The 19,071-nt window shown below is 70.5% G+C and carries 16 protein-coding genes and 2 pseudogenes; 13 read left to right on the top strand and 5 right to left on the bottom strand.

Annotated elements, in window-relative coordinates; translation table 11 throughout:
- The 3 genes and pseudogenes from ABZ948_RS40960 to ABZ948_RS25025 all read right to left on the bottom strand — a co-directional run.
- A pseudogene (locus ABZ948_RS40960) lies at positions 1 to 99 on the bottom strand (enoyl-CoA hydratase/isomerase family protein); the annotation flags it as partial.
- A 67-nt stretch (positions 100 to 166) separates the two neighbouring features.
- Positions 167 to 838: a response regulator gene (locus ABZ948_RS25030; RefSeq protein WP_030606450.1), complete on the bottom strand. Its 672-nt coding sequence runs from the start codon at positions 836 to 838 to the stop codon at positions 167 to 169.
- A gap of 14 nt (positions 839 to 852) precedes the next feature.
- Positions 853 to 1,891 (bottom strand): annotated as a pseudogene (locus tag ABZ948_RS25025) (RecB family exonuclease).
- A gap of 188 nt (positions 1,892 to 2,079) precedes the next feature.
- Here ABZ948_RS25025 and ABZ948_RS25020 point away from each other — a divergent pair.
- From ABZ948_RS25020 to ABZ948_RS25010, 3 genes are all read left to right on the top strand, one after another.
- Positions 2,080 to 3,840: a site-2 protease family protein gene (locus ABZ948_RS25020; RefSeq protein ID WP_359763036.1), complete on the top strand. Its 1,761-nt coding sequence runs from the start codon at positions 2,080 to 2,082 to the stop codon at positions 3,838 to 3,840.
- A gap of 62 nt (positions 3,841 to 3,902) precedes the next feature.
- Positions 3,903 to 4,805, top strand: coding sequence for a tRNA (adenine-N1)-methyltransferase (locus ABZ948_RS25015; protein WP_359763034.1), 903 nt, complete (start codon positions 3,903 to 3,905; stop codon positions 4,803 to 4,805).
- Positions 4,806 to 5,126: 321 nt separating this feature from the next.
- A complete protein-coding gene (locus ABZ948_RS25010; protein WP_359763032.1) occupies positions 5,127 to 5,705 on the top strand; it encodes a hypothetical protein in 579 nt (192 codons plus the stop codon).
- Positions 5,706 to 5,764: 59 nt separating this feature from the next.
- Here the strand turns inward: ABZ948_RS25010 and ABZ948_RS25005 are convergent, their stop codons facing one another.
- Complete coding sequence (locus ABZ948_RS25005; protein ID WP_010045357.1) at positions 5,765 to 6,070, bottom strand: ferredoxin; 306 nt, start codon at positions 6,068 to 6,070, stop codon at positions 5,765 to 5,767.
- Positions 6,071 to 6,315: 245 nt separating this feature from the next.
- Between ABZ948_RS25005 and arc the strand changes: the two genes are divergently transcribed.
- The 5 genes from arc to prcA all read left to right on the top strand — a co-directional run bounded on the left by arc (position 6,316) and on the right by prcA (position 12,259).
- Complete coding sequence (arc, locus tag ABZ948_RS25000) at positions 6,316 to 8,082, top strand: proteasome ATPase (protein ID WP_359763031.1); 1,767 nt, start codon at positions 6,316 to 6,318, stop codon at positions 8,080 to 8,082.
- A gap of 234 nt (positions 8,083 to 8,316) precedes the next feature.
- Positions 8,317 to 9,828 carry a depupylase/deamidase Dop gene (gene dop, locus ABZ948_RS24995; RefSeq protein WP_359763029.1) on the top strand — a complete coding sequence of 504 codons (1,512 nt, stop codon included), beginning with the start codon at positions 8,317 to 8,319 and terminating at the stop codon, positions 9,826 to 9,828.
- 178 nt (positions 9,829 to 10,006) lie between these two features.
- Positions 10,007 to 10,225 carry a ubiquitin-like protein Pup gene (locus ABZ948_RS24990; RefSeq protein ID WP_030244016.1) on the top strand — a complete coding sequence of 73 codons (219 nt, stop codon included), beginning with the start codon at positions 10,007 to 10,009 and terminating at the stop codon, positions 10,223 to 10,225.
- Between the two features lie 358 nt (positions 10,226 to 10,583).
- On the top strand, positions 10,584 to 11,429 hold the full coding sequence (gene prcB, locus ABZ948_RS24985) for a proteasome subunit beta (RefSeq protein ID WP_359763027.1): 846 nt from the start codon (positions 10,584 to 10,586) through the stop codon (positions 11,427 to 11,429).
- 68 nt (positions 11,430 to 11,497) lie between these two features.
- On the top strand, positions 11,498 to 12,259 hold the full coding sequence (prcA, locus tag ABZ948_RS24980) for a proteasome subunit alpha (protein WP_359763025.1): 762 nt from the start codon (positions 11,498 to 11,500) through the stop codon (positions 12,257 to 12,259).
- Between the two features lie 409 nt (positions 12,260 to 12,668).
- Here the strand turns inward: prcA and ABZ948_RS24975 are convergent, their stop codons facing one another.
- Positions 12,669 to 13,679 (bottom strand): LacI family DNA-binding transcriptional regulator, encoded by a 1,011-nt coding sequence (locus tag ABZ948_RS24975; RefSeq protein ID WP_359763023.1) that lies wholly within the window; start codon positions 13,677 to 13,679, stop codon positions 12,669 to 12,671.
- Positions 13,680 to 13,767: 88 nt separating this feature from the next.
- Here ABZ948_RS24975 and ABZ948_RS24970 point away from each other — a divergent pair, with 88 nt between their 5' ends.
- The 5 genes from ABZ948_RS24970 (at position 13,768) to ABZ948_RS24950 (ending at position 19,069) form a co-directional block, all read left to right on the top strand.
- Complete coding sequence (locus ABZ948_RS24970) at positions 13,768 to 15,027, top strand: MFS transporter (protein ID WP_359763021.1); 1,260 nt, start codon at positions 13,768 to 13,770, stop codon at positions 15,025 to 15,027.
- 9 nt (positions 15,028 to 15,036) lie between these two features.
- Positions 15,037 to 16,398, top strand: coding sequence for a Pup--protein ligase (gene pafA, locus ABZ948_RS24965; RefSeq protein WP_359763019.1), 1,362 nt, complete (start codon positions 15,037 to 15,039; stop codon positions 16,396 to 16,398).
- Between the two features lie 130 nt (positions 16,399 to 16,528).
- Positions 16,529 to 17,530, top strand: a complete 1,002-nt coding sequence (locus ABZ948_RS24960; RefSeq protein WP_359763017.1) for an FKBP-type peptidyl-prolyl cis-trans isomerase — start codon at positions 16,529 to 16,531, stop codon at positions 17,528 to 17,530.
- A 61-nt stretch (positions 17,531 to 17,591) separates the two neighbouring features.
- Positions 17,592 to 17,963: an FKBP-type peptidyl-prolyl cis-trans isomerase gene (locus ABZ948_RS24955; protein WP_010045336.1), complete on the top strand. Its 372-nt coding sequence runs from the start codon at positions 17,592 to 17,594 to the stop codon at positions 17,961 to 17,963.
- 128 nt (positions 17,964 to 18,091) lie between these two features.
- Complete coding sequence (locus ABZ948_RS24950; protein WP_359763015.1) at positions 18,092 to 19,069, top strand: helix-turn-helix transcriptional regulator; 978 nt, start codon at positions 18,092 to 18,094, stop codon at positions 19,067 to 19,069.
- Positions 19,070 to 19,071 lie beyond the last annotated feature (2 nt).

The raw sequence follows: 19,071 nt of genomic DNA, 5'->3' as shown, positions 1-19,071 counted from the left end.
GCGTTGGCCGGGGGTGAGGGCGTTGAGGGCCTCGGGCCGGTTGAGGGTGAGGGTGAGGACGTGGTCGCCGGTGGTGTGCAGCACCTCGGCTGTCGGCAGGGAGCGGCCTCTTCACACGTAGGGGGCCTGCTTCACGTACGCGGCCTGCTTCACGGACGGGGGTTGCTCACTGCGCGCCGGGACGCACCAGCCCGCTCTCGTAGGCGTACACCGCCGCCTGCACACGGTCGCGCAGGCCCAGCTTGGTGAGCACGTGCCCGACGTGCGTCTTGACGGTGGTCTCGCTGACGAACAGGTCGGCGGCGATCTCGGCGTTGGACAGGCCGCGCGCCACCAGCTTCAGCACCTCGACCTCGCGGTCGGTGAGCGTGTGCAGCGTGTCCGGCACCGGCTCGTCACCCGAGGGCAGATGCGTGGCGTACTTGTCGAGCAGCCGGCGCGTGATGCTCGGCGCGAGCATCGCCTCGCCCGCGGCCACGACCCGGATCGCCTGCACCAGCTCGTTGGCCGGGGCGTCCTTCAGCAGGAAGCCGCTGGCACCCGCCCGCAGCGCCTCCACCACGTACTCGTCGAGGTCGAAGGTGGTCAGCACCAGCACCTTCGCCGGGCCGTCCCGCCCGGGGCCGGTGATCTGCCGGGTCGCCTCCACACCGTCCATCCGCGGCATGCGGATGTCCATCAGGACCACGTCGGGCTGCAGGGCCCGCACCTGGTCGAGCGCCTGGAGGCCGTCTCCGGCCTCGCCGACGACCGCGAGGTCCTGCTCGGCTTCCAGGATCATCCGGAAGCCGGTACGGAGCAGCGGCTGGTCGTCGACCAGTAGGACGCGGATGGCCACGTAAGTCTCCTTCGCTAGTCCGGCCCCATTCTGCCCTGCGCGGGCCCGCCGGACTCAGCCGCCCTACCGGTCGGTCGCCTTCAGCGGCAGCGGATACGGCGGGGGAGTGCCGCCGAACTCCGGGCAGTGGGCCTGGTGGTCGCACCAGCCGCACAGCTTCGTGGGGCGCGGCCGCCAGTCGCCCGTCTCGGTCGCCAGCCGGATCGCCTCCCACAGCGCCAGCAGCTTGCGCTCCACCCGCTCCAGGTCGGCGAGGACCGGGTCGTACGTCAGCACCTCACCGCTGCCGAGGTAGACCAGCTGGAGCCGGCGCGGCACCACGTTCTTCAGCCGCCAGACGACCAGGGCGTAGAACTTCATCTGGAACAGGGCGCCCTCGGAGTACTCCGGCCGGGGCGCCTTCCCCGTCTTGTAGTCGACGATCCGGACCTCGCCCGTGGGAGCCACGTCGACCCGGTCGATGATCCCGCGCAGCCGCAGCCCGGACTCCAGCTCGGCCTCGACGAACAGCTCCCGCTCGGCCGGCTCCAGACGGCTGGGGTCCTCCAGGGTGAACCAGCGCTCGACGAGCCGCTCCGCCTCGCCCAGCCAGCGCGCCAGCCGCTCGCCCTCGGGGTCGTCGGCGAACAGCTCCACGACCTCCGGCCGCGTCTCGCGCAGCCGGTCCCACTGGCCCGGGATCAGCGACTTGGCCCGGGGCGCCGTGCGCTCGGCGGCCGGGGCGTCGAAGAGGCGCTCCAGCACCGCGTGCACCAGCGTGCCCCTGGTCGCCGCCTCGCTCGGCTTCTCCGGGAGCCGGTCGATGACCCGGAAGCGGTAGAGCAGCGGGCACTGCATGAAGTCACTGGCACGCGAGGGGGACAGCGAGGCGGGCGGTATGGCACGGGTCCCGGTCACGAGGTCGCTCACGGCGGCCGTCTCCGCCGCCGCCTCCGCCACTGCCCGGGCGGCCGGGTCCCCTGTCGTCGCCTCGGGCCCCGCCGTGACCGGCGGATCCACCGCCGCGGCAGGGCTGCTCTCGGGCTGCGCCGCGCCCTCGGTGCTCGTCTCCATGCCCCAGACCATACGGCCCGCCACTGACAGTGACCCAGGCGCGTTCCGTGGGGACGGCCGGGAGAGGAGGTCGACGTACGGGGAACACAGGGGTGCCGGGGCGGAACGCACCTCGGCGGACGCATACCATCGACTCGAGACCCTCCCGTCCGGCAGGCGCGGGAGACGCTTCGATCGAGGGGACACCGGTGGACGAGAGCGGCGGGCGCGGGCAGCCGCGGTCCGGCAACGACGAGTCGGCCGAGCGCCACGCGGGGCCTCCGGCCCGGGCCACCGACCCGACCCCCGCCGACGAACGCCCCACGGAGGAACGGCGCTTCGCCCCCGAGCAGCAGGACGACGCCCCGCCGACGGGCACTCCGGCGACCGCTCCGACCACCCCGGGCGAACCCGAGCCCGACGCGGCGGCACACAAGGACGCCGCCGGGCCGCTCTCCCCGGACCAGGCCACTCCGCACGACCCGCACACAGCGCCCCGGGCCGACGGGAGCGGCACGCCTGAGGGCGGTGGGAGCACGGGCTCTGCCGCCGGTGACCCGTCCACGGCCCCGGCCCCCAACGAGGCCGACGGGAGCCGCACCCCCGACAGCGCTGGACCCACCGGCCCCGCCGCCGACGGCTCCTCCCCGGCATCTGTCCACCGGAAGGGCGACGCGCACTCCGGTGGTGACGCGACCTCCGGTGGTGACGCGCACCCGGACCGCACCTACGCCGGTGATGCGCACCCCAGTCCCGCCCCCGGCCCCCGCCCCCTCGCGCACTCCGCCGACGGCAAGGGCCCCGCACCCCAGCGGCCCGAGCCCCGGGGCGGGCTGCTCATGGGGCGGCCCTTCGGGGTGCCCGTGTACGTCGCGCCCAGCTGGTTCCTGGTCGCCGCGCTGATCACCTGGGTGTTCGGCGGCCAGCTGGAGCGCGTGCTGCCGGAGCTCGGCGCCTCCCGCTACCTGGTCTCGCTCTTCTTCGCCGTGGCCTTCTACGCCTCCGTGCTCGTCCACGAACTGGCCCACACGGTCGCCGCCCTCCGCTTCAAGCTCCCGGTCCGCCGCATCCAGCTCCAGTTCTTCGGCGGCGTCTCCGAGATCGAGAAGGAGGCCGAGACCCCCGGCCGCGAGTTCGTGCTCGCCTTCGTCGGCCCCCTGCTCTCCCTGGTCCTGGCCGGCGTCTTCTACGGCGCCGTGCAGACCGTGGAGCCCGGCACCGTCCCGGGCGTCCTGCTCGCCGGCCTGATGATCTCCAACCTCATCGTGGCCGCGTTCAACCTCCTGCCCGGCCTGCCCCTGGACGGCGGCCGCATGCTCCGCGCCGTCGTCTGGAAGATCACCGGCAAGCCGATGAGCGGCACCATCGCCGCCGCCTGGGTCGGCCGCGCCCTCGCCGTCTCCGTCCTGATCGGCCTGCCCCTGCTCACCCAGTCCGGCGCCCTCGGCTCCGAGGCCGTCGACAACGTCGGCATGGACACCGTCCTGGACGCCCTGCTCGCCGCCATCCTCGCCGCGATCATCTGGACCGGCGCCGGCAACAGCCTGCGCATGGCCCGCCTGCGCGAGCACCTCCCCGAACTGCGTGCCCGCACACTGACCCGCCGCGCGGTCCCCGTCGAGACCGACACCCCCCTCTCCGAGGCCCTGCGCCGGGCCAACGCCGCCGGAGCCCGCGCCCTGGTCGTCGTCGACGCCGACGGCAAACCCCTCTCCCTCGTCCGCGAGGCCGCCATCGTCGGCGTACCGGAACACCGCCGCCCCTGGGTCGCGGTCAGCGGCCTCGCCCAGGAACTGACCGAGGGCATGCGCGTCTCGGCGGAACTGTCGGGCGAGGAACTCCTCGACGCCCTGCGCGCCACCCCGGCCACCGAGTACCTGGTCGTGGAGGAGACCGGCGAGATCTACGGCGTCCTGTCGGCGGCCGACGTGGAGCGCGCCTTCGTCAAGGCGATGGCCAGACCGTCCTAGTCGCCGTCCCGGTGGCCGTCGTGGTGGTCGGCGGCCCTCTCCGGTGCCGGTAGGCTGGTCACATGTCCGAACCGACCGGTGCCGCCCGCAGGCGCGGGCCCTTCAAGGTCGGGGACCAGGTACAGCTGACCGACCCCAAGGGCCGCCACTACACGTTCACGCTCGAGGCCGGGAAGAACTTCCACACCCACAAGGGTTCCTTCCCCCACGACGAACTGATCGGCGCTCCCGAGGGCAGCGTTGTCCGCACCACGGGGAACGTCGCCTACCTCGCGCTGCGCCCCCTGCTCCCCGACTACGTCCTGTCCATGCCCCGCGGGGCAGCCGTCGTCTACCCGAAGGACGCGGGGCAGATCCTCGCCTTCGCCGACATCTTTTCCGGCGCGCGCGTCGTGGAGGCCGGCGTCGGCTCCGGCTCGCTCAGCAGCTTCCTGCTGCGCGCCATCGGCGACCAGGGCATGCTGCACAGCTACGAGCGCCGCGCGGACTTCGCCGAGATCGCCCAGGCGAACGTGGAGCGCTATTTCGGCGGCCCGCACCCCGCCTGGCAGCTGACCGTCGGCGACCTCCAGGACAACCTGTCCGACACCGACGTCGACCGCGTCATCCTCGACATGCTCGCCCCCTGGGAGTGCCTGGAGGCCGTCTCCAAGGCGCTCGTCCCCGGCGGCATCCTCTGCTGCTACGTCGCCACCACCACCCAGCTCGCCCGGACCGTCGAGTCCATCCGCGAGATCGGCTGCTTCAACGAGCCGACCTCCTGGGAGACGATGATCCGCAACTGGCACATCGAGGGCCTCGCCGTCCGCCCGGACCACCGGATGATCGGCCACACCGGCTTCCTGCTCACCGCCCGCCGCCTCGCCGACGGCGTCGAGCCGCCCATGCGCCGCCGCCGCCCCGCCAAGGGCGCCTACGGCGAGGACTACGCAGGACCCAACGCCGACGGCGGCACCGCCCGCTGAGACGGCCCGTCACCGCACACAACGCACCGGCGCCGTGGCGCAGTTCCCGGACACCACACCGGAACTGCGCCACGGCGCCTTCTCGTTGCCACCCCGGGTGAAACCGCGCGCGACACCGTTGACCTGCCCCGAGACGATCGGCAGCCGCCTCGCCCGCCGCCGGCGGCCCGAGCCGGCCCCCGCTCGCTGACACAGCGGCAGGAACCGTAACCCCTCTGACTTCCCCGGCACGGGACGCGCACACCCCGCCGTTCCCTCGCGGTGTGACGTGTGGCACCATCTTGGCCACCCCACCGGCACAGCCCTCAGGAGACACTCCTAGTGCAGCCTTCCGCCGTCCCGGAGCTCGCCCACACCCACACCCGCCCCATCCACTGGCTCGCCACCGCCACGGCCGTGGCCGGCGTGGTGGCCCTCTCCTCGGTCCTCCAGCCCGGCGCCGCGACGGCCGCTCAGCCGGCCGCCCCCGAGACCAGAAGCGCCCCGGCGAACGTGACCGCGCCCGATCCGGCCGCGGTGGACTTCCCGGTCGAGTGCGGCCCGGTGAAGGCCGTGGTGAAGAAGAAGGCCTCCGGCGATCTCGACGGCGACGGCGCACCCGAGACGGTGGCGGTGGTCCACTGCGACTCCCCGATGGGCACCCCGCCGGACGGCGTGTACGTCCTCACCCGGGACGGCGACGGCGGCAAGCCGCGCGTGGTGGCCACGCTGCTCGACCCCAAGGACGGCACCACCGTCGCGGACTTCGCCGTGCGCGACGGGGCCGTCACGGCCACGCTCCTCGGCTATTCGTCGGCCGACGTGCCGCGTTGCTGCCCCGACGTGCGGAGCGACGTGAAATGGCGTTGGCAGAACGGCGCGTTCGTCCGCTCGACGCCGGCCGGTGCCCGCAGCGTGTGAGGCGCGTGCGCCAGCGCGTGTGAGATATCAGACAGTAGTGACAGTACGTAGAGAAGTAGTCACTCTGCGTCCGGGCCGTAGACCTCTGCCCTGTCCGAAACCCGACGTACGTGGATGCACTCGCCCGGACACTCCTTCGCGGAGTCGATCACGTCCGTGAGAAGCGGCAGCGGTACGGGCGTTGTCGCGCCCTTGTCCTGGAGCAACTCGTCGTCGGCGCTCTTCACATAGGCCAGACCGTCGATGTCCAGCTCGAACACCTCGGGCGCGTACTGGGCGCAGATGCCGTCGCCGGTACACAGGTCCTGGTCGATCCAGACCTCCAGAGCCTCGCCGTCGACCCCGGCCTCCTGCTGCACGCTCATCTCTCCTGCCGTTTCTCCGCCGAGCCGTATCGGGAATCCGGCCAGCTCTGACGGGTGTTGAACACTTCGACCCTACCTCCGCCTGGGTTCCAATCAGGTTCGCTGGGTATTCCCCTGGCGTGAGGGAGAGCGCAAGGGTGAAGATCGGACACACCCCGACCGTCTTTGTGATCTAGGGGTTTCAATCGACACCCGCCCAGGTAGGGTCTGGAAGCGTCCAGCTCCCCTTGGAGGAGGTGAGGACCGTGGCAGCCCACGACGACGACATGAACCGCGGCATCCGCCCGGGACGCGGGTCCGACGACCCGGCCGGGCAGATCGCCTACCTTGAGCAGGAGATCGCCGTCCTGCGACGCAAGCTCGCCGACTCTCCGCGACACACGAGGATTCTCGAAGAGCGGATCGTCGAGCTGCAGACCAATCTGGCCGGCGTGTCCGCGCAGAACGAGCGACTCGCCAACACGCTCCGTGAGGCCCGTGACCAGATCGTGGCCCTCAAGGAGGAGGTCGACCGGCTCGCGCAGCCGCCGGCCGGCTTCGGCGTCTTCCTGACGGCGAACGAGGACGGCACCGCCGACATCTTCACCGGCGGCCGCAAGCTCAGGGTGAACGTCAGCCCAAGCGTCGAGCTCGAGGAGCTCAGGCGCGGCCAGGAAGTAATGCTCAACGAAGCGCTCAACGTGGTCGAGGCCATGGAGTTCGAGCGTGTCGGTGACATCGTCACCCTCAAGGAGATCCTCGAGGACGGCGAGCGGGCCCTGGTGCTCGGGCACACCGACGAGGAGCGGGTGGTACGGCTCGCCGAGCCGCTGCTGGACGTGAACATCCGCCCCGGTGACGCCCTGCTGCTCGAGCCCCGTTCCGGCTACGTCTACGAGATCGTTCCCAAGAGCGAGGTCGAGGAGCTCGTCCTCGAAGAAGTCCCCGACATCGGCTACGAGCAGATCGGCGGTCTCGGCGGCCAGATCGAGGCCATCCGCGACGCGGTCGAGCTCCCGTACCTGTACCCGGACCTGTTCAAGGAGCACGAACTGCGGCCGCCCAAGGGTGTGCTGCTGTACGGACCCCCTGGATGCGGTAAGACACTGATCGCCAAGGCCGTGGCCAATTCACTGGCCAAGAAGGTCGCCGAGGTGACCGGCCAGGCCGCCGGCAAGAGCTTCTTCCTCAACATCAAGGGCCCCGAGCTGCTCAACAAGTACGTCGGTGAGACGGAGCGGCAGATCCGCCTCGTCTTCCAGCGGGCCCGTGAGAAGGCCAGCGAGGGCACCCCCGTCATCGTCTTCTTCGACGAGATGGAGTCCCTCTTCCGCACCCGTGGCTCCGGTGTCAGCTCGGACGTGGAGAACACCATCGTCCCGCAGCTGCTCGCCGAGATCGACGGTGTGGAGGGCCTGCAGAACGTGGTCGTGATCGGCGCCTCCAACCGCGAGGACATGATCGACCCGGCCATCCTGCGGCCCGGCCGGCTGGACGTGAAGATCAAGATCGAGCGTCCGGACGCCGAGGCGGCCAAGGACATCTTCGGCAAGTACCTCACCGAGCGCCTCCCGCTGCACAGCGACGACCTCGCCGAGCACAGCGGCTCCAAGGCCTCGACGGTCCAGAGCATGATCCAGACGGCCGTCGAACAGATGTACGCCGAGTCCGAGGAGAACCGCTTCCTGGAGGTCACCTACGCCAACGGCGACAAGGAAGTCCTCTACTTCAAGGACTTCAACTCCGGCGCCATGATCGAGAACATCGTGGGCCGGGCCAAGAAGATGGCGATCAAGGACTTCCTCGAGAAGAACCAGAAGGGCCTCCGCGTCTCCCACCTCCTCCAGGCCTGCGTGGACGAGTTCAAGGAGAACGAGGACCTGCCGAACACCACCAACCCGGACGACTGGGCCCGTATCTCCGGAAAGAAGGGCGAACGGATCGTGTACATCCGTACGCTCATCACCGGAAAGCAGGGTGCGGACACCGGACGCTCCATCGACACGGTGGCGAACACCGGTCAGTACCTGTAAAAGGCAGGGCGGCTGCGGGTGCCCTCGGCGGGTACCCGCAGCCGACTGTTTTTCAGGCCACGGCTGGAGCAACGCAATGACGCAAATGATCTCCCCACCAGCGCAAAGGCGTTCTAGGCTCTTGCGTACCGCCGAGTCGCGCAGTGCGGGGACGGGCACCGCACACGCAACCGAGCGCCAGCGGTATCTGAGTGGCGCCCACGACCGAGGGTGCCGCCGGGCAAGGAGGGCCGCATGACCGTACGGCGAGTAATGGGCATCGAGACGGAGTACGGGATCTCCGTCCCCGGCCACCCCAACGCCAATGCCATGCTCACCTCGTCCCAGATCGTGAACGCCTACGCGGCGGCGATGCACCGGGCCCGCCGGGCCCGCTGGGACTTCGAGGAGGAGAACCCGCTGCGGGACGCCCGAGGCTTCGACCTCGCCCGCGAGGCCGCCGACGCCAGCCAGCTCACCGACGAGGACATCGGCCTGGCCAACGTGATCCTCACCAACGGTGCACGGCTCTACGTCGACCACGCGCACCCCGAGTACAGCGCTCCCGAGGTGACCAACCCCCGGGACGCCGTCCTTTGGGACAAGGCCGGCGAGCGGATCATGGCGGAGGCCGCGGAACGGGCCGCGCAGCTCCCCGGTGCCCAGCCGATCCACCTGTACAAGAACAACACCGACAACAAGGGCGCGTCCTACGGCACGCACGAGAACTACCTGATGAAGCGGGAGACCCCCTTCTCGGACATCGTGCGCCACCTGACGCCGTTCTTCGTCTCCCGCCAGGTCTTCGCCGGAGCGGGCCGCGTCGGCATCGGCCAGGACGGGCACGAGCACGGCTTCCAGCTCAGCCAGCGAGCCGACTACTTCGAGGTCGAGGTCGGCCTCGAGACGACGCTCAAGCGCCCCATCATCAACACCCGCGACGAGCCGCACGCGGACGCCGAGAAGTACCGCCGCCTCCATGTGATCATCGGCGACGCGAACCTCTCGGAGATCTCGACGTACCTCAAGCTGGGCACGACCTCGCTGGTCCTGTCGATGATCGAGGACGGCTTCATCGCCGTGGACCTCGCCGTCGACCAGCCGGTCCGCACCCTCCACCAGGTCTCGCACGACCCGTCCCTGAAGCGCCTGGTCACGCTCCGCAGCGGCCGGACGCTCACGGCGGTGCAGTTGCAGATGGAGTACTACGAGCTGGCGCGCAAGTACGTGGAGGAGCGGTTCGGCGCCGACGCCGACGCGCAGACCAAGGACGTCCTGTCCCGCTGGGAGGACACCCTCACCCGTCTGGAGCACGACCCGATGAGCCTGGCCGGCGAGCTGGACTGGGTCGCCAAGCGGGAGCTCATGGAGGGCTACCGGCGGCGGGACAACCTGGACTGGGACGCGGCCCGGCTCCACCTGGTCGACCTCCAGTACGCCGACGTGCGGCCCGAGAAGGGCCTGTACAACCGTCTCGTGGCCCGCGGGCGCATGAAGCGGCTGCTGGACGAGGCGGACGTCGAGCGGGCCCGTACGGCGCCCCCGGAGGACACCCGCGCCTACTTCCGCGGCCGCTGCCTGGAGCAGTACGCGGACGACGTCGCGGCGGCCTCCTGGGACTCGGTGATCTTCGACCTGCCGGGCCGGGACTCGCTGCAGCGCGTTCCAACCCTGGAACCGCTTCGCGGAACGCGTAATCACGTCAAGGAGCTCCTGGACCGCTGCCGCACGGCGGAAGACCTGGTCAGGGTGTTGTCCGGAGGGTGAGCACGCATCGCGGGTACTCGGGAGGGGCCCGCCGGACAGGGTGGAAAATCCCAGGTCCGGGAATCATCGAGGTGGTCCCCGTACGTTGGAGCAACTGCGGGGCCATTGTCAGACCCGGCGAGTAGGGTCTGATCTTGACCGAGCAACTGTGTCGGGCGAACCGAGCGGGGTGAGGGATATGGCGACCAAGGACACCGGCGGCGGACAGCAGAAGGCCACCCGGTCCACCGAGGAGGTCGAGGAGCAGGCGGCAGAGGCGCAGGCTTCCGAGGACCTCAAGGAGCGTCAGGAGAAGCTGAGCGACGACGTGGACTCGGTTCTGGACGAGATCGACGACGTCCTCGAGGAGAACGCCGAGGACTTCGTGCGGTCCTTCGTTCAAAAGGGCGGCCAGTAGGGCCCTGGTGCCTTCATTCCGAAGGTGAATGGAGTGCACGGGTGACGGACGGGCGGAGCGCGGAGCGCTGCGCGCGGGGCAGCCACAGGTGATGCCCTCGTGTGCGGCGCTCCGGGCGTCCGTGGCGTCCGGAGCGCCGGAAAGGCCCGGTGGCCCGCCGCAGACGAGGGGCGGGCGACAGCGGCGGGCAACAGCGGCGTCGCTCCGGCGGAGTTGATCCGCCGAGCATGTGGATCACCGCCAAAGGACGGGTAGGGTCCGTGGCATACCGAGCCCCCGGCCGCAACCGGACCGGGGTTGTTCCAAGGATCGGCCCGACGTTCACAGGGCGGGCTGTCGCATACGTGGAAGGAATCGCGTGGAAGCCAACACTCGTAGCACCGGGCGTCTACCAGCTGCCTTCCTGACGCCAGGCTCTTCCTCCTTCATGGACTTCCTCTCCGACTACCAGCCCGAACTGCTGCCGGGCAACAAGAAGTTGCCGCCCGTCCAGGGCGCCATCGAGGCCCCGCACGGCACGACGATCGTGGCCGTGACCTTCCCGGGCGGTGTCGTCCTCGCCGGTGACCGCCGCGCCACCATGGGCAACGTCATCGCGCAGCGGGACATCGAGAAGGTCTTCCCCGCCGACGAGTACTCGGCGGTGGGCATCGCCGGTACGGCGGGTCTGGCCGTGGAGATGGTGAAGCTGTTCCAGCTGGAGCTGGAGCACTTCGAGAAGGTCGAGGGCGCGCAGCTGTCCCTGGAGGGCAAGGCCAACCGGCTCTCCACGATGATCCGCTCCAACCTGGGCATGGCCATGCAGGGACTGGCCGTCGTCCCGCTCTTCGCCGGCTACGACGTGGACCGGGAGAAGGGGCGGATCTTCTCCTACGACGTCACGGGCGGGCGCTCCGAGGAGCAGGGCTACGCGGCCACCGGCTCCGGGTCGATCTTCGCGCGCGGCGCGATGAAGAAGCTCTTCCGGGACGACCTCAGCGAGGCCGAGGCCACGACGCTCGTGGTCCAGGCGCTCTACGACGCGGCAGACGACGACTCGGCGACCGGCGGTCCCGATGTCGCCCGCCGGATCTATCCCATCGTCACCGTGATCACCGAGGACGGCTTCCGCCGGCTCTCCGAGGACGAGTCGTCCGAGATCGCGCGCTCCGTCCTGGAGCGGCGTCTCCAGCAGCCGGACGGTCCGCGGGCCGCGCTGCTGTAGGCGGCGGGCGTTCTTGTGAGGGTGGTCCAGTGAACCGACGGAATCTTCAAGAGAGGGACGGATAACCGGTGTCGACGCCGTTCTATGTCTCACCCCAGCAGGCGATGGCCGACAAGGCCGAGTACGCCCGCAAGGGCATCGCCCGTGGTCGCAGCCTGGTCGTGCTGCAGTACGCCGACGGCATCGTGTTCGTCGGTGAGAACCCGTCCCGTGCGCTGCACAAGTTCAGCGAGATCTACGACCGGATCGGCTTCGCGGCCGCCGGCAAGTACAACGAGTACGAGAACCTGCGGATCGGCGGCGTTCGCTACGCCGACCTGCGGGGTTACACCTACGACCGTGGCGACGTGACGGCTCGCGGTCTGGCCAACGTGTACGCGCAGACGCTGGGCACGATCTTCTCCAGCGTCGGGGAGAAGCCGTACGAGGTGGAGCTGGTCGTCGCCGAGGTCGGTGAGACCCCGGAGGGGGACCAGATCTACCGGCTGCCGCACGACGGCTCCATCGTGGACGAGCACGGCTCGGTCGCGGTGGGAGGCAACGCGGAGCAGATCAGCAGCTATCTGGACCAGCGCCACCAGGACGGCATGACGCTGGCCGAGGCGCTCAAGCTGGCGGTGCAGGCGCTGTCCCGGGATACCAACGGCAGCGAGCGGGAGATTCCCGCGGAGCGGCTGGAGGTGGCGGTGCTGGACCGGACGCGGCCGCAGAAGCGCAAGTTCAAGCGGATCAGTGGGCGGCAGCTGTCCCGGCTCCTGGGGGAGGACGGGGCGAAGCCGGAGGGGTCGGAGTCGGAGTCGGACTCGGAGGGATCCGAGGACGCCGAGTAGCGACCCGCCGTTCGTTCTTTTCACGCGCCCCCGGCTGTTCTCGGCCGGGGCGCGTGCGTTTCGCGTACGCCGGGTGGTGGGGGTGCGCGTAGCGCCTTCTCGCCGGGTGGTGGGTCGGGGCCGCGCCGGGGGGTGTCCGTCCTCGGAACGGCGCGATGGGGTGAGACACCGACTCGCCGGCGTTGACGCGCCAACCGCTGCGGGCGGACACCCCCCCGACACGTCCCCTTGCGTCGTCCGGCGGCTGCGGGCCCGCTCTGGCTGAGCTGCGGGCAGTCGTGCCGCTAGGGGCGGCACGGGTGGGCGATGGGGGTCCCCCCTGCTCGAGCGAAGCCGAGAGCTTGGGGGAGGCACCCCGCTCCGCCGGGTTGCGGGCCCACCCGGCCCCAGCACCGACGCGGGGGCGCAATCAGCCTGGCGGTGCTGTGGAGCCCCGTACCAGCAGCTGCACCGGGATGTCCCCGCCCTCGGGTGAACGGCCCTCCAGGACCGCCAGGAGGGCCTGCATGCCCCGTTCGCCGAAGAGCTCCGCGTCCAGGCGGACCGTCGTCAGTTCGGGGTCGATGGCCGTGGCCAGAGCCAGGTCGTCCAACCCCGTGACGGACACGTCGTCGGGGATGCGGAGGCCGAGGCGGCGGGCCGCCTTGTACGCCCCCGCGGCCAGCTTGTCGTCGTCGCAGACCAGCGCCGTGGGGCGCGGCCCGGGCACCGAGAGCGCGGCCTCCGTGGCGGCCAGGGCGCCTTCGATGGAGATGGGGGCCCGGGTTGTGCGGACGGATGTGCCCGGAACCTCGGCCAGGCGCGCCGCCAGCTCCCGGGCCCGTACCTCGAACGTCCAGGACGGCACGTCCGCCGCCAGATGGAGGAAGCGGCGGTGGCCCAGGGACAGCAGATGCTCCGCGACCTGGCGGACGCCGTCGGCGATGTCCAGGTTGACCGTCGCCGCGCCGAGGCTGCCCGCCGGGTCGCTGTCCAGCATGACCAGGGGGAGCGCCTCGCCGCGGATCGCGGTCAGCGCGTCCGCGGCCATCGACGAGGCGATGACGCCGTCCAGGGCCGCCTGCGCCGAGGCGAAGGGGTCGCGGGCGGGGCCGATGCCCTCGGGGGAGGGGTAGAGGACCACGCCGAAGCCGTGCTCGGCGGCGACCCGGGCCGCGCCCGTGTAGACGCCCGCGAAGAACTCGGTGGTGAGGGCCGGGACCACCAGCAGGACCGTGCGGGTGCGGCCCAGGCGCAGGTTCCGGGCGGCCAGGTTCGGGCGGTAGCCCAGGTCGCGTGCGGCCTCGCGGACCCGCTCCGCCGTCGTCTCGGAGACGCGTCCGCGCCACTTGTCCCCGAGGACCAGGGAGACCGCCGCCTGCGAGACGCCGGCGGCCTGGGCGACGTCCCGGCTCGTGGGCCGTGTGCTGCCTCGTGCCACCGTCGGGCCGCTCCTTCGTCTGGACTCGCGAACAGCGGACATGGTACGTATGGGAACCGACGTTATACGTAAAACCTAGGGCGGGGACATGGCCACGGGATACCTGGAGATCCTTCGGGCGCGACACGCCGCCCGACTGCTCGTCGGCACACTGGTGGGCCGGCTGCCCAACGCCACGGCGGCCATCGCGATCGTGCTGTTCGTCCGGGCCGAGGGCGGTACGTACAGCCTGGCCGGGGCGCTGGCGGCCGTGTACGGCGTCGCGAACGCCGTGGGGCAGCCGGTCCTGGGCAGGCTCGTGGACCTGCGCGGGCAGCCGCGCGTGCAGCTGCCCGCGGCGGTCCTGTCCGGCCTGGCGATGGCCGCCTTCGCCTACTGCGGCATCGGGTCGCTGCCCCTCGCGTACGCCGCCGTCGTGGCCGCAGGGCTCTTCACGCCGCCCCTGGAGGGCGGGCTGCGGGCCCTGTGGCCCTCCGTGCTGCGGCGGGAGGACCAGGTGCACACGGCGTACGCCATGGACGCCGTGGCCCAGGAGGTGATGTTCACCGTCGGGCCGCTGCTGGTGACGCTGTGCGTGTCCCTGTGGTCGGCCCAGGCCGCGCTGCTCGTGCTGAACGTCGTCGGGATCCTGGGTGCGCTGTCCGTCGTCGTGTCGCCGCCCTCGCGCGCGTGGCGGTCGGCGCCGCGCGAGGCGCACTGGCTCGGCGCGCTGCGCTCGACGGGTCTGCTGGCCCTGCTGGCGGCGTTCCTGTTCATCGGGATGGCGCTCGGCTCCATCACGGTCGCCTCGGTGCCCTACGCGGACGAGCACGGCGGTGACGCGGTGTACGGCTGGCTGATGGCCGCCCTGGGGTTCGGCGCGCTGGTCGGCGGCACCGTCTACGGGGCCCGGCAGTGGGCCGGTGAGCCCGCGCGGCGACTGCAGGTGCTGGTCGCCCTTCTGGTGGTGTGTTACCTGCCGCTGATGCTCATGCCGGACGCCGTGCCCATGGTGGCGCTGACCGCGCTCGCCGGCGTCTTCCTCGCGCCCGCCATCGCCTGCGCGTTCGTCCTGGTCGACCGGCACGCCCCGCGCGGCACGGTCACCGAGGCGTTCTCCTGGCTGGTGACGACGTTCACCGTGGGCCACTCGGTCGGAACGGGCGTCGCGGGGCCCGTCGTCGAGGCGGGCGGGGGCCTGTGGGGCTTCGCCGTGCCCGGTGTCGCCGGTGGCGTGTCCTTGCTGGTTTTGAGCGCCACAGGACGGGTACTCGCAGCTCCCGGCCAGGGAGCCGTCGTTGCGGCGGGTTCGGAAAATGATCCAAACCGTGCCGTCGAACCCCGTTTCAGTTCAGGGGATCGGGCGTAATGTTCCCTCATGGACCGCCGCATTTTCGGGCTGGAGAACGAGTACGGCGTCACGTGCACGTTCAGGGGACAGCGCCGCCTGTCTCCTGACGAGGTGGCGCGGTACCTCTTCCGCCGTGTCGTGTCATGGGGCCGCAGCAGCAATGTCTTTCTGCGAAACGGCGCCCGCCTCTATCTCGACGTGGGATCGCATCCGGAATACGCGACACCGGAATGTGACAACGTGACCGAACTGGTCACCCACGACAAAGCGGGCGAGCGCATTCTCGAAGGACTCCTGGTGGACGCCGAACGACGCCTGCACGAGGAGGGAATCGCGGGCGACGTCTACCTCTTCAAGAACAACACCGACTCGGCGGGCAACTCCTACGGATGCCACGAGAACTATCTCGTGGCGCGGCACGGGGAGTTCTCGCGGCTCGCGGACATTCTGATTCCGTTCCTGGTCACGCGGCAGTTGCTGTGCGGTGCCGGCAAGGTGCTGCAGACGCCGCGCGGGGCCGTGTACTGCGTCAGCCAGCGGGCCGAGCACATCTGGGAGGGCGTCTCCTCGGCGACGACCCGCTCCCGGCCGATCATCAACACCCGCGACGAACCGCACGCGGACGCCGAGCGCTACCGCCGCCTGCACGTGATCGTGGGCGACTCGAACATGTCCGAGACGACCATGCTGCTCAAGGTCGGAGCCACCGACCTGGTGCTCCGCATGATCGAGGCGGGCACGGTGATGCGCGACCTCACCCTGGAGAACCCCATCCGGGCGATCCGCGAGGTCAGCCACGACATCACCGGCCGCCGCAAGGTCCGCCTGGCCAGCGGACGCGAGGCCTCCGCCCTGGAGGTGCAGCGCGAGTACTACGAGAAGGCCCTGGACTTCTGCGAGCGCCGCGGCATCCGCACCGGCACCGTCGAGCAGGTCCTGGAGCTGTGGGGCCGCACGCTGGACGCGATCGAGACCGAGGACCTCGACCGCATCGGCACCGAGATCGACTGGGTCATGAAGTACAAGCTCCTCGAGCGGTACCGGGCCAAGCACAACATGACCATGTCGCATCCGCGGGTCGCGCAGATAGACCTCGCCTACCACGACATCCACCGCCGGCGCGGCCTGTACTACCTGCTGGAGAAGAAGGGCCAGGCAGCCCGCATCTGCAACGACTTGAAGATCTTCGAAGGCAAGTCCGTCCCGCCGCAGACCACTCGGGCCCGGCTGCGCGGCGACTTCATCCGGCGCGCCCAGGAGCAGCGCCGTGACTTCACGGTCGACTGGGTCCACCTCAAGCTCAACGACCAGGCCCAGCGCACCGTGTTGTGCAAGGACCCGTTCCGTTCCGTGGACGACCGGGTGGAGAAGCTGATCGCCGGAATGTGAGGAATTGCGCCGGCCGGAAAATCGCCGGAACGCCACACGGGCGCCGTACGTTACAAGTGCGGCGCCCTTCTCACGCCGTAGAGTTGCGCGCACGCCATCAACGAGATCGACCGATTACGAGGCCCCCACAGTGCGCCGACGCTCACTACTCATCTCCGTCCCCGCGGGACTGGCCACGCTCGCCGCATGCGGTGACGACAAGTCCGACTCGAGCAAGGCCAGCGACAGCCCGTCGCCCTCGCCGTCGGGTCCGTCCGCGGCCCCGCCGCCGAAGATCGTCGACGGTCCGCTGCCGGCGGTCACCGCGGGCACCAAGTTCGACGAGAAGCCGACGGTCGCCAAGGGCAGCGGAGAGCCGTCGAAGCAGCTCGCGGTGAAGACCCTGATCGCGGGCAGCGGCAAGACCGTCGCGGAGAACGACTTCGTGGTCGCGCACTACCTGGGCCAGGTCTGGAACACCGCCAAGGTCTTCGACAACTCCTACGACCGCAAGGCCCGCCTGGCCATCCAGCTCACCCAGGGCCAGATCATCGACGGCTGGCGGTACGCGCTGGCCGGCAAGAAGGCCGGCAGCCGCATCGAGATGGCCGTCCCGCCCACCTGGGGCTACGGCTCGCAGGGCAACCCGCAGGCGGGCATCAAGGGCACCGACACCCTGGTCTTCGTCGTGGACGTGCAGGACACGTTCAACGCCACCAGCTCCGCGAAGGGCAAGGAGGTCCCGCAGGACAACGCGGACCTCCCGAAGGTCGGCACCAACACCGACGGCAAGGCCCCCTCCATCGAGGTGCCCAAGGCGGCCGCTCCGAAGAAGCTCGTGGCCGAGTACGTCCTCGAGGGCGACGGCGAGGAGGTCGCCGCCGGCAACAGCGTGCTCGTGCAGTACAAGGGCGTGCTGTGGGACGGCGGCAAGGAGTTCGACTCGTCGTACGCCAACAAGCAGCTGGTGTCGTTCTCGCTCCAGCAGGTCGTCAAGGGCTGGGCGCAGGGCCTGACCGGCAAGAAGGTCGGCAGCCGCGTCCTCATCGTCATTCCGCCGGAGCTGGGCTACGGCGACAACCCGCCGCAGGGCAGCGGCATCAAGAAGGACTCCACGCTGGTCTTCTCGGTGGACATCCTCGCGAAGCTGTGACGTGCGGGGGATGTAAGACTGTGCGTGTTCGCCTTTTCGCAGACAAGCAGGAGCCTAAGACGTGAGCATCGACAAGCCCGAGATCGACTTCCCGGGCGGCGAGCCCCCGGCGGACCTCGAGATCAAGGATATCTGGGAGGGCGACGGCCCGGTCGCGCAGGCCGGCCAGACCGTCACCGTGCACTACGTGGGTGTCTCCTTCAGCACCGGCGAGGAGTTCGACGCCAGCTGGAACCGCGGCACCCCCTTCCGCTTCCCGCTGGGCGGCGGCCGGGTCATCAAGGGCTGGGACCAGGGCGTGCAGGGCATGAAGGTCGGCGGCCGCCGCCAGCTGACCATCCCCGCCCACCTCGCCTACGGCAACCAGAGCCCGTCCCCTCTGATCAAGCCGGGCGAGACGCTGATCTTCGTGGTCGACCTGCTCGGGGTCTGAGCAAGCTTCGGACAGACTCGATCACATGGGGCCCATGCCTGCTCGGCATGGGCCCTCGGCTTTTGCCGTACCACCCTGTGGCGGTACGGTCATCGCTCGTAAGCACCATAGGGAGGCGAAGCGCGTCGATGGCCATTGCCAAGGCCGAGCGGCTGATGAACCTGGCGCTGTGTCTGCTCGGGACGCGGCGGCCGCTCAGCAAGCGCGAGCTGCGCGACTCCATCGAGGCCTACGTCGAGGCCTTCGGGCCGGGCAACGGCCCGAGCGGCAACGACGACTCCTTCAACCGCATGTTCGAGCGCGACAAGGACGACCTGCGCGAGCTCGGACTGGTCATCGAGACGGTCGAGAGCCTCGACGGCGAGATCGGCTACCTGGCCCGCCGTGACAGCAACCGCCTGCCGCCCATCACCCTGGACGCCGAGGAGGCCGCCGCGCTGGGGCTCGCCGCCAAGGTGTGGCAGCAGGCCCGGCTCGCCGGCGCGGCCAGCGGCGCCCTGCAGAAGCTGCGCGCGGCCGGGCTCCCGGAGGACGTCGACCCGTACGGGTCGCACGGCGCGCTGGAGCCCCGGATCCCCGTGCACGAGGCGGCCTTCGAGCCGCTGATGCTGGCCTGCCGGGACCGCAGGCCCGTCGTCTTCGACTACCGCAAGGCCACCGCAGCGCACCCCGAGCAGCGGCACGTGGAGCCGTGGGCGCTGGAGTGCTGGCGGGGTCACTGGTACCTGGCGGGCTGGGACCGCGACCGGGGCGCCGAGCGGGTCTTCCGGCTGTCCCGGATCACCGGCAAGGTCCGCTCGCGCGGCGGCCGCTACACCGCTGACGTCCCGGACGTCGTCACCGTCCGTGAGACCGTCGCCGGCTGGGCCGGGGAGATCGCCGACCGCTCGGCGCGGATCCGGCTGCGCTCGGACGCGGGGTACCCCCTTCGGGCGAAGGCCACCTCCGTGCGGGAACTCGGCGACGGCTGGGACGAGTTGGAGATTCCGTACGGCCATGGGCTGGACGCCTGGCTGGTGGAGTTCGGGCCGGACGTGGTCGTCCTGGAGCCCGCCGAGCTGCGGGCCGACGTGGTGGACCGGCTACGGGCCGTGGCCAAGGGCTGAGG

The organism is Streptomyces olindensis (genome assembly GCF_040645895.1).
Taxonomy (GTDB): Bacteria; Actinomycetota; Actinomycetes; order Streptomycetales; family Streptomycetaceae; genus Streptomyces; species Streptomyces olindensis.
This window is presented reverse-complemented; position numbering and strand designations above follow the sequence as displayed.

Excerpts from the sequence above, each read along its gene's own strand:
- ABZ948_RS24990 (WP_030244016.1), top strand. The coding sequence starts at position 10,007 with ATGGCGACCAAGGACACCGGCGGCGGACAGCAGAAGGCCACCCGGTCC.
- dop (WP_359763029.1), top strand. The coding sequence starts at position 8,317 with ATGACCGTACGGCGAGTAATGGGCATCGAGACGGAGTACGGGATCTCC.
- ABZ948_RS24950 (WP_359763015.1), top strand. The coding sequence starts at position 18,092 with ATGGCCATTGCCAAGGCCGAGCGGCTGATGAACCTGGCGCTGTGTCTG.
- pafA (WP_359763019.1), top strand. The coding sequence starts at position 15,037 with ATGGACCGCCGCATTTTCGGGCTGGAGAACGAGTACGGCGTCACGTGC.
- ABZ948_RS25015 (WP_359763034.1), top strand. The coding sequence starts at position 3,903 with ATGTCCGAACCGACCGGTGCCGCCCGCAGGCGCGGGCCCTTCAAGGTC.
- ABZ948_RS24970 (WP_359763021.1), top strand. The coding sequence starts at position 13,768 with ATGGCCACGGGATACCTGGAGATCCTTCGGGCGCGACACGCCGCCCGA.
- ABZ948_RS25005 (WP_010045357.1), bottom strand. The coding sequence starts at position 6,070 with ATGAGCGTGCAGCAGGAGGCCGGGGTCGACGGCGAGGCTCTGGAGGTC.